General features: G+C 73.0%; 18 protein-coding genes. 11 read left to right on the top strand and 7 right to left on the bottom strand.

Going from position 1 to position 12,669, the window contains the following annotated elements; genetic code table 11:
• Positions 1–9: 9 nt before the first annotated feature.
• From VH969_RS03780 to VH969_RS03755, 6 genes are read left to right on the top strand one after another with little or no spacing between them, the layout of a single operon-like run.
• Complete coding sequence (locus VH969_RS03780) at positions 10–210, top strand: hypothetical protein (protein ID WP_331970382.1); 201 nt, start codon at positions 10–12, stop codon at positions 208–210.
• Positions 211–228: 18 nt separating this feature from the next.
• The gene (ybaK, locus tag VH969_RS03775; RefSeq protein WP_331970379.1) at positions 229–708 is read left to right on the top strand and encodes a Cys-tRNA(Pro) deacylase; all 480 of its coding nucleotides are present in this window, start codon (positions 229–231) and stop codon (positions 706–708) included.
• A gap of 54 nt (positions 709–762) precedes the next feature.
• Positions 763–1,122 carry a hypothetical protein gene (locus VH969_RS03770; RefSeq protein ID WP_331970376.1) on the top strand — a complete coding sequence of 120 codons (360 nt, stop codon included), beginning with the start codon at positions 763–765 and terminating at the stop codon, positions 1,120–1,122.
• Positions 1,119–1,382: a hypothetical protein gene (locus tag VH969_RS03765; RefSeq protein ID WP_331970373.1), complete on the top strand. Its 264-nt coding sequence runs from the start codon at positions 1,119–1,121 to the stop codon at positions 1,380–1,382. The genes VH969_RS03770 and VH969_RS03765 overlap by 4 nt, the downstream gene beginning before the upstream one ends.
• A 52-nt stretch (positions 1,383–1,434) precedes the next feature.
• On the top strand, positions 1,435–2,397 hold the full coding sequence (locus VH969_RS03760) for an RNA polymerase subunit sigma-70 (protein ID WP_331970370.1): 963 nt from the start codon (positions 1,435–1,437) through the stop codon (positions 2,395–2,397).
• 5 nt (positions 2,398–2,402) lie between these two features.
• Positions 2,403–2,717 (top strand): YciI family protein, encoded by a 315-nt coding sequence (locus tag VH969_RS03755; protein ID WP_331970493.1) that lies wholly within the window; start codon positions 2,403–2,405, stop codon positions 2,715–2,717.
• Here VH969_RS03755 and VH969_RS03750 read toward each other — a convergent pair.
• Positions 2,661–3,161, bottom strand: coding sequence for an NUDIX hydrolase (locus VH969_RS03750; protein ID WP_331970367.1), 501 nt, complete (start codon positions 3,159–3,161; stop codon positions 2,661–2,663). The two genes, VH969_RS03755 and VH969_RS03750, sit on opposite strands and share 57 nt — an antisense overlap.
• A 300-nt stretch (positions 3,162–3,461) precedes the next feature.
• Between VH969_RS03750 and VH969_RS03745 the strand changes: the two genes are divergently transcribed.
• From VH969_RS03745 to VH969_RS03730, 4 genes are all read left to right on the top strand, one after another.
• Complete coding sequence (locus tag VH969_RS03745) at positions 3,462–4,046, top strand: ArsR/SmtB family transcription factor (protein WP_331970364.1); 585 nt, start codon at positions 3,462–3,464, stop codon at positions 4,044–4,046.
• Positions 4,046–4,786, top strand: a complete 741-nt coding sequence (locus VH969_RS03740) for an SRPBCC family protein (RefSeq protein ID WP_331970361.1) — start codon at positions 4,046–4,048, stop codon at positions 4,784–4,786. The genes VH969_RS03745 and VH969_RS03740 overlap by 1 nt, the downstream gene beginning before the upstream one ends.
• 11 nt (positions 4,787–4,797) lie before the next feature.
• Positions 4,798–5,595, top strand: coding sequence for an alpha/beta fold hydrolase (locus VH969_RS03735; protein WP_331970358.1), 798 nt, complete (start codon positions 4,798–4,800; stop codon positions 5,593–5,595).
• A gap of 155 nt (positions 5,596–5,750) precedes the next feature.
• The gene (locus VH969_RS03730; RefSeq protein ID WP_331970355.1) at positions 5,751–5,924 is read left to right on the top strand and encodes a hypothetical protein; all 174 of its coding nucleotides are present in this window, start codon (positions 5,751–5,753) and stop codon (positions 5,922–5,924) included.
• Between the two features lie 131 nt (positions 5,925–6,055).
• On the opposite strand, the gene VH969_RS03725 is transcribed toward VH969_RS03730, so the two are convergent.
• The 4 genes from VH969_RS03725 to VH969_RS03710 all read right to left on the bottom strand — a co-directional run bounded on the left by VH969_RS03725 (position 6,056) and on the right by VH969_RS03710 (position 9,064).
• Positions 6,056–6,874, bottom strand: coding sequence for an alpha/beta fold hydrolase (locus VH969_RS03725; RefSeq protein ID WP_331970352.1), 819 nt, complete (start codon positions 6,872–6,874; stop codon positions 6,056–6,058).
• The gene (locus VH969_RS03720; RefSeq protein WP_331970349.1) at positions 6,874–7,422 is read right to left on the bottom strand and encodes a TIGR03086 family metal-binding protein; all 549 of its coding nucleotides are present in this window, start codon (positions 7,420–7,422) and stop codon (positions 6,874–6,876) included. The genes VH969_RS03725 and VH969_RS03720 overlap by 1 nt, the downstream gene beginning before the upstream one ends.
• A 77-nt stretch (positions 7,423–7,499) precedes the next feature.
• Positions 7,500–8,729 (bottom strand): RNA polymerase sigma factor, encoded by a 1,230-nt coding sequence (locus VH969_RS03715; protein WP_331970346.1) that lies wholly within the window; start codon positions 8,727–8,729, stop codon positions 7,500–7,502.
• Entirely contained in the window at positions 8,726–9,064 is a 339-nt protein-coding gene (locus VH969_RS03710; RefSeq protein WP_331970343.1) for a YciI family protein, read from the bottom strand. The genes VH969_RS03715 and VH969_RS03710 overlap by 4 nt, the downstream gene beginning before the upstream one ends.
• Positions 9,065–9,662: 598 nt before the next feature.
• On the opposite strand from VH969_RS03710, the gene VH969_RS03705 reads away from it, so the two are divergent.
• Positions 9,663–9,929 (top strand): hypothetical protein, encoded by a 267-nt coding sequence (locus tag VH969_RS03705; protein WP_331970340.1) that lies wholly within the window; start codon positions 9,663–9,665, stop codon positions 9,927–9,929.
• Here VH969_RS03705 and VH969_RS03700 read toward each other — a convergent pair.
• Together VH969_RS03700 and VH969_RS03695 are read right to left on the bottom strand one after the other, a co-directional pair.
• A complete protein-coding gene (locus VH969_RS03700) occupies positions 9,865–11,184 on the bottom strand; it encodes a GGDEF domain-containing protein (protein ID WP_331970490.1) in 1,320 nt (439 codons plus the stop codon). The two genes, VH969_RS03705 and VH969_RS03700, sit on opposite strands and share 65 nt — an antisense overlap.
• Positions 11,185–11,555: 371 nt before the next feature.
• A partial coding sequence (locus VH969_RS03695; RefSeq protein ID WP_331970337.1) for an LLM class flavin-dependent oxidoreductase occupies positions 11,556–12,669 on the bottom strand: 1,114 nt, incomplete at its 5' end.

Here is a 12,669-nt window from a genome sequence, read left to right as displayed (position 1 = left end):
GTGATCGCCGTGCATCGCACGTTCGTCCTCGTCGCCACGGTGCTGATCGCCGCGCCGTTCGTCGCCGTCTTCCTGGTCGTCGGCGGCGCCACCGACCAACCGGGGCGGTTGGTCGCGGGAGCACCGCTCCCGGCTGCCGCGCCGACCGTGTGCCGGGCGGAGCCCGAGTCCGCGTGCCCGCAGGCCTTCCGGCGTCCGCTGGAGTGCTGACCGGATAGGTTTGCCGGCGTGGCGGGTAAGGGAACGCCGGCGACCGCGCTGCTGGCGAAGCAGAAGGTGCCGCACCAGGTGCACGAGTACGCGCACGACCCCAGGTCGGCGTCGTACGGGACCGAGGCCAGCGAGTTGCTCGGGCTGCCCGCGGAGCGGGTCTTCAAGACGCTCGTCGCCGAGGTCGACGGGACGCTGACGGTCGGCGTAGTGCCCGTGGCCGGGCAGCTGGATCTCAAGGCGCTCGCGGCCGCGGCCGGTGGGAAGAAAGCGAAGATGGCCGACGTCGCCGCGGCGGAGCGGGCCACCGGGTACGTCGCCGGCGGGATCTCGCCGCTCGGCCACCGCAAGCGTTTGCCTGTCGTGCTCGACAGTTCGGCCGACGACCACGAGACGATCTTCTGCAGCGGCGGCCGCCGTGGCCTGGAGATCGAGCTCGCGCCGGCCGAGCTGGTCCGGCTCGCCAACGCGACCGTCGCTCCCATCGCCACCCACTGATCTGCGGGAACCTCCCCGCCGGGTGAGGATGGCCCGGCACCACGAGGAGGTCACATGGCCTGGTTCCCCCGCGCCCTCGGCGTCGCCACCGCCGCCTACGGGGCCGCGATCACCGCACGCCCCGCGCTGCTGCTCAAGCCATCCGGCCTGCTCCGCGGCGGCAGACCCGAGCCCGAGCAGGAGACGTTCGTCCGCACGCTCGGCGTCCGCGACCTCGCGTCCGGGCTCGCCATGGCCTTCGCACCGGGGCGCCGGGCGATGCGGACCGCGATCGCCGTTCGCGTCGCCTCGGACCTCGGCGATCTCGTCGTGCTCGGGCGCGCGCTCGAAGGCAAACCCGAGCGCACCACGGTGCTGGCCGCGGCCGGCGGCTGGGCGGCCGTCTGCGCGCTGTCGGCCCTCGCGACGAGGTGACGACCACCATCGCCGTGCTCACCCGCGGCCCCGCGGGTGCACGACGACGCGTGACCGAGCTGTCGCATGTGGACGGCGAGGGCGTGCACCAGCAGGCGGCTGGAGAAGGGGGCCGCAGCGCAGTGCAGCTCGCGCCGGGAGCGGTCGGCGAGCCGCACGAACGCCGCCTCGTCGCCGGCCCGGGCCGCGGTCACGACCTCGGACTGCTCGCGAGTGTCCACGACGCCCCTGGAGTCCGGTCCATCCTGCGCCACGTGTGACGGCCCGTGCGGGAGCACTCATCGCCGCCCTGGCCGGGGCAGAATCGACGGCGTGGGGAACGTGGTCGCGATCGAAGGCGACGAGGAGGCGTTCGGCCGGCTCGCCGAGCGGCATCGCCATGAGCTGCACGTCCACTGCTACCGCATGCTCGGCAACTTCGAGGACGCGGAGGACGCCGCGCAGGAGACGCTGGTGCGCGCATGGCGGGCGCGCGACGGCTTCACCGGCAGCGGGTTCCGCGCGTGGCTGTACAAGATCGCGACGAACACCGCGCTCGACGCGATCCGCCGCAAGAAGCGGCGGGTGCCGAGCGCGGACTCGTTCGCCGAGGTGCCGTGGCTGCAGCCCTACCCCGACCGGCTGCTCGACCTGGCCGCGCCGCCAGACGCCCAGCCGGACGCGATGGCGGTGGCACGGGAGACGATCGAGCTGGCGTTCCTCGCGGCGATGCAGCTCCTGCCGCCCCAGCAGCGGGCGGTCGTGATCCTGCGCGACGTGCTCGAGTGGTCGGCGAAGGAGACCGCGGAGCTGCTCGACACCAGCGTGGCCGGCGTGAACAGCGCGCTGCAGCGGGGCCGCGCGACGCTGCGCGACAAGCTGCCCGCCCGCGACTCACACTCGCCGGGCGAGCCGACGTCGGTCGAGCGTTCGCTGCTCGCGCGGTACATCGAGGCGCACCAGGCGGGCGACGTGGCCGGGCTGACCGCGCTGGTGCGTGAGGACATCCGGGTCACGATGCCGCCGCGGCCGTGGGTGTACGACGGCGTCCCGTCGCTCGCGCCGCTGTTCCAGGCCGCGTTCGGCGGCTCGCACGGCGACTGGCTGCTGGTGCCGACGCGCGCGAACCGCCAGCTCGCCGCGGCGAACTACCTGCGCTCGCCCGGCGAAGCCGGGTACCGCGCGTTCAAGATCGACGTCATGCGCTTCGCGGGCGGGCGGATCGCGGAGATCACGACGTTCGACAACACGCTGTTCGCGGCGTTCGGTCTGCCCGTCACGTGGGAGGAAACGTGAAGTTCATGCTGATGCTCTGCGCCGACACGTCGGTCGAGCAGTCCTACGATCTGCCCGGCTGCGAGGAGTGGTCGAAGGAGATGGCCGACCGCGGCGTGCTCGTCGACGCCATGGGCCTGCACCCGCCGGACACCGCGAGCACGGTGCGGTTCCGTGCCGGCGAGGTGCTGTTCACGGACGGCCCGTTCGCGGAGACGAAGGAGCAGATGGGCGGCGTGACGCTGATCGAGTGCGCGTCGCGGGCGGAGGCGCTGCAGGTCGCGTCAACCCACCCCTGGGCCGCGGTCGGCATGATCGAGGTCCGCCAGGTGCTCGGCTAGCCGCTCCAGAAAGGCGCGCTGCCCACCGACGATCTTCTCCGCCGCCTGATGCAGCCCGAACCACGCGACCCGGTCCAGCTCGGGGAAGGTCTGCCGCTTCCCCGACCGTGGCGGCCACTCCATCTCGAACGTCCCGGGCACGATCGCGGCCGGGTCGAGCTCGCCGGCCACGGCCCACACGGTGACGGTCTTGCCGCCCGACTGCCGCACCTCGCCGAGTCCTGTGTACTCGCCTTGGGGCGCGGGCAGGCCGAGCTCCTCGGTGAACTCCCGGCGCGCGGCGGCCTCGGGCTCCTCGGGCGGTTCGTACTCGCCCTTCACCACCGTCCAGGCCTTGTCGTCCTTCTTGGCCCAGAAGGGACCGCCCATGTGGCCCAAGAGGACCTCGACCCCGGCGGAGGTCTGGCGGAACAACAGAATCCCGGCGCTGCGCTTCCCTGGCACGCCGCCCAGTCTGGCACCACGGCGCACGCACCGGGGCGCCGACGGCCTCCGCCCCCCGATCTCCAGCCCGGAGATCGACACCGACGGAAACGGGTCTCCTCGGGCGCCTGTGGACAACGAACCCGATTGAACGGTCCATTCAATCGGCCCCCAGGGGGTCCCCCGAAATCAACGCTACCGACGACCACCGACACCGGCGGCGCGGCTGGCTGAGAAGCCGCTGAGGGCGGCCGGCCGTCGACACCACCGACAAATAAATTTGTCTTGACAGATAGAGTTGTCGGAGCGCAGACTTCTCGCATGTTCGACGTAGCAGTGATCGAGGACCCGGCCACGGCCGAGGTCTCGCTGGACCCCACGCGCGCCCGGCTGCTGGCCGAGCTGGCCGAACCCGGCTCGGCGACCACGTTGGCCGCGCGGGTGGGCCTCCCCCGGCAGAAGGTCAACTACCACCTGCGCGCCCTGGAGAAGCACGGCCTCGTCGAGCTCGTCGAGGAACGACGCAAGGGCAACGTGACCGAGCGGGTCCTGCGGGCCACGGCGTCCTCGTACGTGATCTCGCCGACCGCGCTCTCCGCCGTCGCGCCCGACCCCGAGCGGGCGCCCGACCGGCTCTCCGCGCGCTGGCTGCTCGCGCTCGCCTCGCGGTTGGTGCGGGACGTCGGCACGCTGCTGACCGGCGCGGCCAAGGCACAGAAGAAGGTCGCGACCTTCGCGCTCGACGGGGAGATCCGGTTCGCCTCCGCCGCGGACCGGGCGGCGTTCGCGGAGGAGCTGGCGGCCACGGTCACCACGCTGATCGGCCGGTACCACGACGAGAAGGCCGAGGGCGGCCGCGCCCACCGGCTCATCGTGGCGATCCATCCGAAGGTGAGGAGCGAGTGATGGGCCGCGAGTTCGAACGGACCGACAGCGCCGAGGTCGAGGCCACGCCGGAGGACATCTGGACGGCCATCGCGACCGGGCCGGGCATCGACTCCTGGTTCATGGGGCGCAACGACGTCGACGCCGAGGCCGGAAAGGTCCGGCAGTCCTTCGGCGGCTACGAGCCCGAGCACCGAGTCACCGCGTGGGAACCCATGCACCGCTTCGCCTACCGCACCGACGAGGCCCCTGACGGCCGGTTCGTCGCCTTCGATTTCCTCATCGAGGGCCGCGAGGGCGCGAGCACCGTCCTGCGCATGGCGACCAATGGCTTCCTTCCCGGCGACGACTGGGCCGCCGAGTACGAGGCGATGGCCAAGGGCAACGACCTGTTCTTCGCCACGCTCACCACCTACCTGCGCCACTTCGCCGGCCGCACCGCCGTGCCGGTCACCGCGTTCGGGCCGGTGAGCACGGACTGGCCCACCACGCGGGCCACCCTGCTGACCGCGCTCGGCCTGCCCGCCGACCCCAAGCCGGGCGACGCCGCGCACGCCGAGCCGGACGGGATCGGCCCGATCGACGGCGAGGTCTACCACGCCAACGAGCACACCCTCGGCCTGCGCGGCCGCGACGCGCTCTACCGCTTCATGAAGGGCTTCCACGGCCCGATCGTCGCCGGACACCACCTGTTCGGCGAAACCGACGCCGGCGCCGCCGAGCGCGCCTGGCAGTCCTGGCTCAACACCACCTTCGCCTGAGAGGCAAGATCATGACGTACACGTTCACCTCCGCCGACGGCACGAGAATCGCCTACGACCGCACCGGTGACGGCCCGCCACTGATCATTGTGGACGGTGCGATGTGCTACCGCGGCCAAGGCCCGTCCGGCCCCCTCGCGGCCGAACTGGCCGGCGAGTTCACGGTGTTCACCTACGACCGGCGCGGCCGCGGCGAGTCCGGCGAGTCCCGCGAGGTCGCGCTCGAGCGGGAGGTCGAGGACATCGAGGCGCTGGCCAAGGAGGCCGGCGGCGCGCCGCACCTGTTCGGCGCCTCGTCGGGTGCGGTGCTCGCGCTCGAGGCGGCCAACCACGGTGTCGGCGTGAGCAGGCTCGGGATGTACGAGCCGCCGCTGATCGTCGACGACACCCACCGGCCGCTGCCCGACGACTGGGAGACGCGGCTCGACGCGATGATCGCCGAGGGCCGAACCGGCGACGCGGTCAAGGCGTTCATGCGGTTCGTCGACGTGCCCGGCTTCGGCGTCGCGATCATGCGCCTGCTGCCGGTGTGGTCGAAGCTCAAGGGCGTGGCGCCGTCGCTGCGCCACGACTTCGCGTTCATGGCCGAGCTCCAGCGCGGCCGCCCACTGCCCGAGACCCGCTGGTCGACGGTCACGCAACCGGCACTCGTGGCCGACGGCGGCAAGAGCCCGGACTGGATGCACCACGGCTGCCGCGCGCTGTCCGAGGTCCTGCCGAACGCTACATACCGCACCGTGCCGGGCCAGACCCACATCGTGAAGGCGAAGGCGCTCGCCCCGGTACTGAGGGAGTTCTTCGCCGCCTGAGGCCCCCTTACCCCAGCTACGGCCGGTAAGGCCACCCCTCAGGGCTCCGGGTAAGGGACGGGACGGCCAGGTATGGGTGATCGTCCGATGCCCGGCCCCCGGCCTCAGGACGAATCTTCACCTTGCCAGCAAAGAGCACCGGCAAGGAGACGAAGATGAACACCACTCCCGAGGTCGTGAAGGCGGAGATGGAGTACCGGCTCGAGCGCGCCCGTGGCGACGTGCGGGACGGGACGACTCTGGAGCACCTGCGCGCGGCGCGCGCCGGCCACCCGTCCTGGTGGCGGCGGATGCGCGTGCAGCACCGCTCGACCGACAACGCGGCATGAACCGCGCCGGCCCCGTGCGGGCCAGCGCCGAACGAACGACGCCTTCGCGAGGATCTCCGCGAAGGCGTCGTTTCGTTGTGCGGCCCGACGCGCGGGACGGCCGAGCAGGTCTCGCGGGAGAGGCGTCGTCCTCATTCGGTGTGTGCGATCAGCTCCTGGAGAACCACGGGCCAGTTCTCGCGGGGGAACTCGTGGCCGGTGCGTGGCAGCACCACCAGGCGCGCGTTCGGGATCTCGCGGGCCAGGGCCTCCCCGTGGGGTAGCGGGAAGGCCGGGTCCTCGTCGCCGTGCAGGACCAGCGTCGGTGTGGTGATGGTCGGGAGCCTCCCGCGCCAGGCCGACTCGCCGCCCTCCGCCGCGTAGTGGTTCGTCTCCGCCGACTCCGGCGAGGCGGTGCGAGCGATCGCGATGCGGGCCACCTCGCGCACGGCGGCCGCGTCGTACGGGCGGCTCGGCGAGGCGAGCGCCCGCTGGTACTCGACGAGCCACTCGACCACGGCCGCACGGTCGGCCCAGTCCGGCGCGGCGACCGCCGGCAGGTGGCCCGCCGGCAGGTCCTCGTCGCCCGGGCCGCCGCTGGTCGACATCAGCGTCAGACTGCGCAACCGGTCCGGCACGGTGAGGGCCAGCACCTGGGCGATCCCGCCACCCGCCGACATGCCGACCACGTGCGCCCGCTCGACGCCGAGCGCGTCCAGCACGCCCACCGCGTCCAGGTGGAGGCGGTCGGCGCGGTAGCCGGGCCGGCCCGGCGGGTAGCTCTCCGACTCGCCGGTGTCGCGGTGGTCGTAGCGGATCACGTGGCGGCCGGCCGCCGCCAGCCGCGTGCAGAACTCCGGCTCCCACCAGTCCATCGACGCGCCCGCGCCGGCGATCAGCAGCACCGCCGGGTCGCCGGCCGACCCGAACGTCTCCGCGGCGATCCGCACGCCGTCGACATCGAGCAGCATCAGGCCACCCGACCCAACTTGCCGAGCAGCGCCACGAACGGTGGCGCGTCCGGCGGGACCGGCACCGGGTCGGCGAACAGGCCGTCCACCTTCGGGCCGTCGGCGAACCGCCGCAGCAGCGCGACGGCGTCGGGGTTCGCGTCGTACGGCAAGCCGGTGGCGATCGCGAGGTCCCAGCCGTGCACGAGCGTCTCCGAGAGGCTGATCGTGGCGATCGAGCGGCCGGTCAGCCGCCCGTCGCCGAACGGATGCTCCGCGGCCAGCGCCGCCGGGTCGCCGAAGGCGTCGACGCACCGGCGGGTGGCGTCGTCGTACGCGTCGAGCAGGTCCGCCGGCCGGTCGGCCCGCGTCCCGGACACGGCCGCGGCGAAGAACCCGAGCCCGTCGACGAGGTGGTCGGCCACCTCCCGCACGGTCCATTCGCGGCACGGGCTGGAGCCGTCCCACCGGTCCGCCGGGATCGCGGCGAGCACGGCGCGGGTGTCGCGGTAGCAGGCGTCGAGCAGCTCGGGCTGGATGTCGATGTTCAGGCCGGTCGGCCGGGTCATGGTTCCTCCCTTGTCCGTTCTCGCCCAACCGACGAACGGCCGCGCCCGGAATCGACAGCGTCCGGCGAGGCGGTCGGTCAGGACGAGACTTCGGCGAGCCGGTCGGCCAGGTAGCGGCGTTCGGTGTCGCTGCCGGCCAGGTCCATGGCCTCGCGGTACGCCGAAGCCGCCTCGGGGAAGCGCGCCAGGCGCCGGAGCAGGTCCGCGCGGGTGGCCGGGAGCAGGTGGTAGCCGGCGAGCTCGCCACGGTTCGCCAGGTCGTCCACCAGCGCCAGGCCGGCCGCCGGGCCGTCGGCCATCGCGATCGCCACCGCGCGGTTCAGCTCCACCACCGGCGACGGGACGAACCGCACCAGCTCGCCGTACAGCGACGCGATCTGGGGCCAGTCCGTGTCAGCGGCCGTCGGGGCGGTCGCGTGGCAGGCCGCGATCGCCGCCTGGATCTGGTACGGGCCCGGCACACCACGGCGCAGCGCCCGCTCCAGCAACGCCACGCCCTCGTCGATCATCGACCGGTCCCAGCCCGACCGGTCCTGCTCCTCCAACGTCACCAGGTCGCCCGACGCCGACACCCGCGCGTCCCGGCGCGCGTCGTGCAGCAGCAGCAACGCGAGCAGGCCCTCGACCTCCGGCTCGCCCGGCATCAGCGACACCAGCACGCGCGCGAGCCGGACCGCCTCCCCGGTCAGCGACCGGCGCACCAGGTCCGCGCCGGCCGTCGCCGCGTAGCCCTCGTTGAAGAGCAGGTAGAGCACGCCCAGCACGGCGTTCGTCCGCTCCGGCAGCAGGTGCGCGGGCGGCACCCGGTACGGGATGCCGGCGTTGCGGATCTTCTTCTTCGCCCGCACCAGCCGCTGCGCCATCGTCTTCTCTTCCACCACGAACGCGCGCGCGATCTCCGACGTGGTGAGCCCCGCCAGCGTGCGCAGCGTGAGCGCCACCCGCGCCTCGAACGCGAGCGCCGGGTGGCAGCAGGTGAAGATCAACCGCAGCCGGTCGTCGCGGATCTCCTCCGGCGGCTCGGGCTCGGCGGGCTCGGCCAGCGCCGCCACCTCCCGCAGCTTCGCCGCCCCGACCGCCTCGCGGCGCAACCGGTCCACCGCGCGGTTCCGCGCGGTCGTCGTCAGCCACGCGCCCGGCTTGCGCGGCACGCCGTCGCGCGCCCACCGCTCCAGCGCCATGGCGAACGCGTCCTGGGCACACTCCTCCGCGAGGTCCCAGTCGCCGGTCACCCGGATCAGGGTGGCGACGACCTGGCCCCACTCCGTGCGGAACGCGGCCGCGACGGCCCCCTCGACACCGGTCACAGCAGCGGCCGCACCTCGACCATCCCGTAGCGCGCCACCGGATGCGCCGCGGCGACCTCGACCGCCTCGTCCAGATCCGCGCACTCGATCACGGTGACGCCGCCGATCTGCTCCTTTGTCTCGGCGAACGGCCCGTCCGCCAGCAGCACCTCGCCGGCGCGTACCCGCACGGTCCGCGCGGCCTCCGGCGGCTGCAGCACCTCACCGCTGACGAGCACGCCGCGCCGGGTCATCTCCGCCGCCCACGCGACCGCGTCGGCCGCCTCACAGATCTCCTTCGACGACCGGCCGTCCCCGACGCCCGCCTCGCCGCCGATCAGCAACAAGTAGCGCACGCCCTCATCGTCCCACCGGCGAAGGTCCCACTATCGGCCGTCTTACGAACGCGGCGGTCCCAAGTACTTTTCGTAGTGAACCGATGGTGTTGCGTGACGTCGCCGTCCAGCTGATCAGCGCGCCGGCCAACGCCGCGCGCGGCGCGCTGCCGCCCGCGGTGCTGATGTGGTGCCTCGGACGGCCGCGCCCCGCGGCGGCGACCGACAAGGAGGTCGTGCGGCGCGCGTGGTGGCCGGACGTCGTGGCGGGCGCGAAGCTCGTCTGGACCGACCGGCGGCTGCGCGCTTGTCGGGTTCGCCTGCCCGTCCGGGTTCTACATCGTCGGCGAGGCGCTCGCCGGCCTCGCCGCCGAACGCGTGGCGCCGCACGCCGTCGTCGGCGTCGCCGGGGCGGCGGGCGTCGCGTGGTCGTGGCAGAAGGCACAGGTCTGCGTGGTGGCCGCGGAGACCTGATACGTGGGTGAGGCCGATCGAGTGACCTGGACGGGTCGGGTAACACGTTCTGTTATCGCCGCGATCCACTCATTGGTCACGACTACTCCCAGTAGCCGTCCGGCTGATCATGCTTTCCGTGGCCCACCGTCCCTTTCGAGGAACCATGCGAAATCTGTACCCCGCGTTCCGGCACGTGCCGTCACTGACCGTGCTCGCCGGGATCGGCCTCTCCGGGTTGCTTCTCCCGTGGACGTGGGCGCACATCACCGCCGTCGCGCTCGTCGTGCTCATCGTGGCGTTCATGGCCGCGCGCAACGCGCTGCGCCGTGCGTCGCGCAAGATCGACGAGATCCTCGACGAGGAGATCAACCCGGAGGGCGACTTGGCGACCGGTGATCCGCAGGCCGCCGCCGACCGCTCAGCCGCCTAGCCAGGGAGACCACCGGCTCCTGCGTCTGCCACACCGCCGGCAGCGCCGGGCGGGCGGACTCCGCGACCCGCGTGCAGTCGCGCCCCGCGTCCTTCGCCTCGTACAGCGCCGCGTCCGCGGCCAGCAGCAACGCCGTCCGGTCCAGCCCGTGGTCGGGGAAGATCGCCACACCGACCGACGCCGTCAGCCCGCCGATCGTCCGCTCCGCCCCGTCCAGGTCGATCGTCGTGACGGTCACCGACGCGATCGCCGCCCGGATCCGCTCCGCGGTGTGCCGCACGTCGTCCACCCCGAGGCCCGGCAACACGACCGCGAACTCCTCGCCGCCGTACCGGCCGACCATGTCGTGCCCGCGGACGGCGTGCTTGATCGCGTCCGCCACCGCGCGCAGCACGGCGTCGCCCGCCATATGCCCGTGCTCGTCGTTGATCCGCTTGAACAGGTCGAGGTCCAGCAGCAGCACGCCGAGGCGGCCGCCCAGCCGGCGCGCGCGGTCGAGCTCGTCGGCGGCGAGCTCGGACCAGAACGTCGGGTCGCACAGGCCGGTCTTGGCGTCCGTCCGGCTGGCGTCGCGGAACTGCGGCAGCAGCAGCCCGGTGTGCAGCGCCAGCACGGTGATCACCAGCAGCGGCGCCCACCACGGCCGGGCGGTCAGCACGACCGCGAAGCCGGTGGCGAGCCCGACCGCGCCGGCGATCATCAGCTGGTCGCTCGCGTGCCCCAATGCCTTGCGCGCCGGGCGATCCGGGTTGGTGAGCAGGATGACGAGGACGACGAGCCCGTAGTTCACGAGCCGGTAGAGCCCGCCCGCGGCGACGACGGCGACGAGCCCGAGCGGGCCGTCCAGCTCGGTCGCGAACGGCGCGCCGTGTTCGGGATAGACCGCCGCGAGGACGGCGTAGGCGGCCGCGCAGCCGAGCACGACGGTCGCCATCGAGAAGGCCTTGCGGTGGGCGACCGCACGCCGGTGGTACACCCGTACCCACGAGTGGCAGTAACTCACCGCGAGCAACCCGGCGATCAGCGGCGGCGGCAACAGCAGCACCGCGGCGAAGAACCACACCGACTGCAGGTGCGTGTGGCCCGAGCCCTCCGACGAGACCTCGCGGATGCGCTCCATCCGGCGGGCCGCCTCGAGGTGCGCGACGGCCGCGGCGACGAGCAGCGCGAAGCGGATCCAGTCCTCGCGCTCGACGGGGGCGAGCGTTATGGTGCCCGCGACGGTGGCCAGCCCGGCCGCCTGCACGACAAGCACATAGGTCAAGGCTGGACGCGGTAGGGACCAGACACCCCAGCGGCGAACAGAGAGCCGCTTCCGCCCCCGCACGGGGTCGCGAGAATTCGCGCCGTGCACACCGTGTCCTTCCAACGGAGGTCCCCACTGTAATGGCCTGGCCACACAGTGTCCCGACTCCGTTCGAGTGAGCAGACGTGCGGCCGGGCACGCCGAAGGAGATGCCATGCCCGCAACAACTTCCACCGCCGGACCCGCCGCCGACTGGCGCACGGGGCGCCCGACCGACTGGCGGACCGGCCGGCCGACCGACTGGCGTTAGGCGAGACAGGCAGTTGACGTAACTTCGGAGCGTTCGACGCGTGGGGGCGCGCCGGAGGCCCCGGGCATCGTCAACCGATGCCCAGCCGCGCGAGCGGTTCGACCAGCTCACGCTCCTCATAGGACAGATGGGACAGCAGCGTGTCGGTCAGCAGGTCCACCGCCTCGCCGAGCTCCGCGATCCCCTTGGGGTCACTCACCGTGGCCACGAGCGCGGCGTCGACGCGGTTCAGCACGTCGTGGATCACGCGGTGCTCCTCGGACAGTCGGTCGAGCACCGGGCCGAGCCGCGGGTCCGCGCGGCGCAGCTGCGGGAAGAACGACGCGTCCTCGAGCGAGTGATGCATGGTCACGAAGCGGCAGTAGCTCTCGCAGAACGCGCCGAGCGTCCAGTTGTTCTGCCGCATGGTCATCTCGTTGATCTCCGAGCGCGCGGCGCCCACGTCGAGCGCGCCGTCGGTGACCTGGCGGACCAGCGTGCGCACCCGCTCGAGCTCGCCGCGCAGGTGGTCGTGGATCTCGACGAGGTGCTGGCCGGTCATCCGGCCGCGGGGGGTGTAGGTGGTGTCCGGGTCGACCGCGGGCCCGGTCGGCCGCGCCGACTCGTCCCACAACGTGACCGCGGACCGCCGCGTGCCGTCGTCCGGCGTCGGCGTCACGCCGAGCGCCTCGAAGTCCACTGTTGCTTCCGGCGGCCGCGCGCTCCCCGTGCGGCCGCTGGTCCGCTCCTGCGCCACGAGCTCGCGGACCGCGGGCGCGACCTCCTCGGCGAAGCGGCGCAGGTCGGTGTCGCCGTCGCGGTCGACCATGAGGACGAAGCCGCTGATGCCCTCGGCCAGCGCCAGCTCGGCGAGCTGCTCGACCCAGACCTTGACCGGACCGCGCAGGAACTCCGTACCGGGCCCGCGGAACGAGCCGGCGACGTTGTACAGCCGCCGGATGTCCGATGTGGACCGTCCGGCGGCCTCGGCGGCGGCGTCGATGATCTCGTTCATGCCGGCGAGCTCTTCCGGCGGCGCGTAGGGCGCGCTGGGCAGCCAGCCGTCGGCGAGGCGGCCGGTGAGGGCCAGCATCCGCTTGCGGTACGAGCCGACCCAGATGCCGATGTCGTGGAGGGGGAACGGCCCGGGGTGCGCGCCGGCGAGCCCGTAGAACTCGCCGGCCAGCCGCACACCGCGGCCGGGT

Source organism: Actinophytocola sp., from assembly GCF_036555685.1.
GTDB lineage: Bacteria > Actinomycetota > Actinomycetes > Mycobacteriales > Pseudonocardiaceae > Actinophytocola.
This window is presented reverse-complemented; position numbering and strand designations above follow the sequence as displayed.

Excerpts from the sequence above, each read along its gene's own strand:
- VH969_RS03770 (WP_331970376.1), top strand. The coding sequence starts at position 763 with ATGGCCTGGTTCCCCCGCGCCCTCGGCGTCGCCACCGCCGCCTACGGG.
- VH969_RS03755 (WP_331970493.1), top strand. The coding sequence starts at position 2,403 with ATGCTGATGCTCTGCGCCGACACGTCGGTCGAGCAGTCCTACGATCTG.
- VH969_RS03745 (WP_331970364.1), top strand. The coding sequence starts at position 3,462 with ATGTTCGACGTAGCAGTGATCGAGGACCCGGCCACGGCCGAGGTCTCG.
- VH969_RS03740 (WP_331970361.1), top strand. The coding sequence starts at position 4,046 with ATGGGCCGCGAGTTCGAACGGACCGACAGCGCCGAGGTCGAGGCCACG.
- VH969_RS03735 (WP_331970358.1), top strand. The coding sequence starts at position 4,798 with ATGACGTACACGTTCACCTCCGCCGACGGCACGAGAATCGCCTACGAC.
- VH969_RS03730 (WP_331970355.1), top strand. The coding sequence starts at position 5,751 with ATGAACACCACTCCCGAGGTCGTGAAGGCGGAGATGGAGTACCGGCTC.
- VH969_RS03725 (WP_331970352.1), bottom strand. The coding sequence starts at position 6,874 with ATGCTGCTCGATGTCGACGGCGTGCGGATCGCCGCGGAGACGTTCGGG.
- VH969_RS03720 (WP_331970349.1), bottom strand. The coding sequence starts at position 7,422 with ATGACCCGGCCGACCGGCCTGAACATCGACATCCAGCCCGAGCTGCTC.
- VH969_RS03705 (WP_331970340.1), top strand. The coding sequence starts at position 9,663 with ATGCGAAATCTGTACCCCGCGTTCCGGCACGTGCCGTCACTGACCGTG.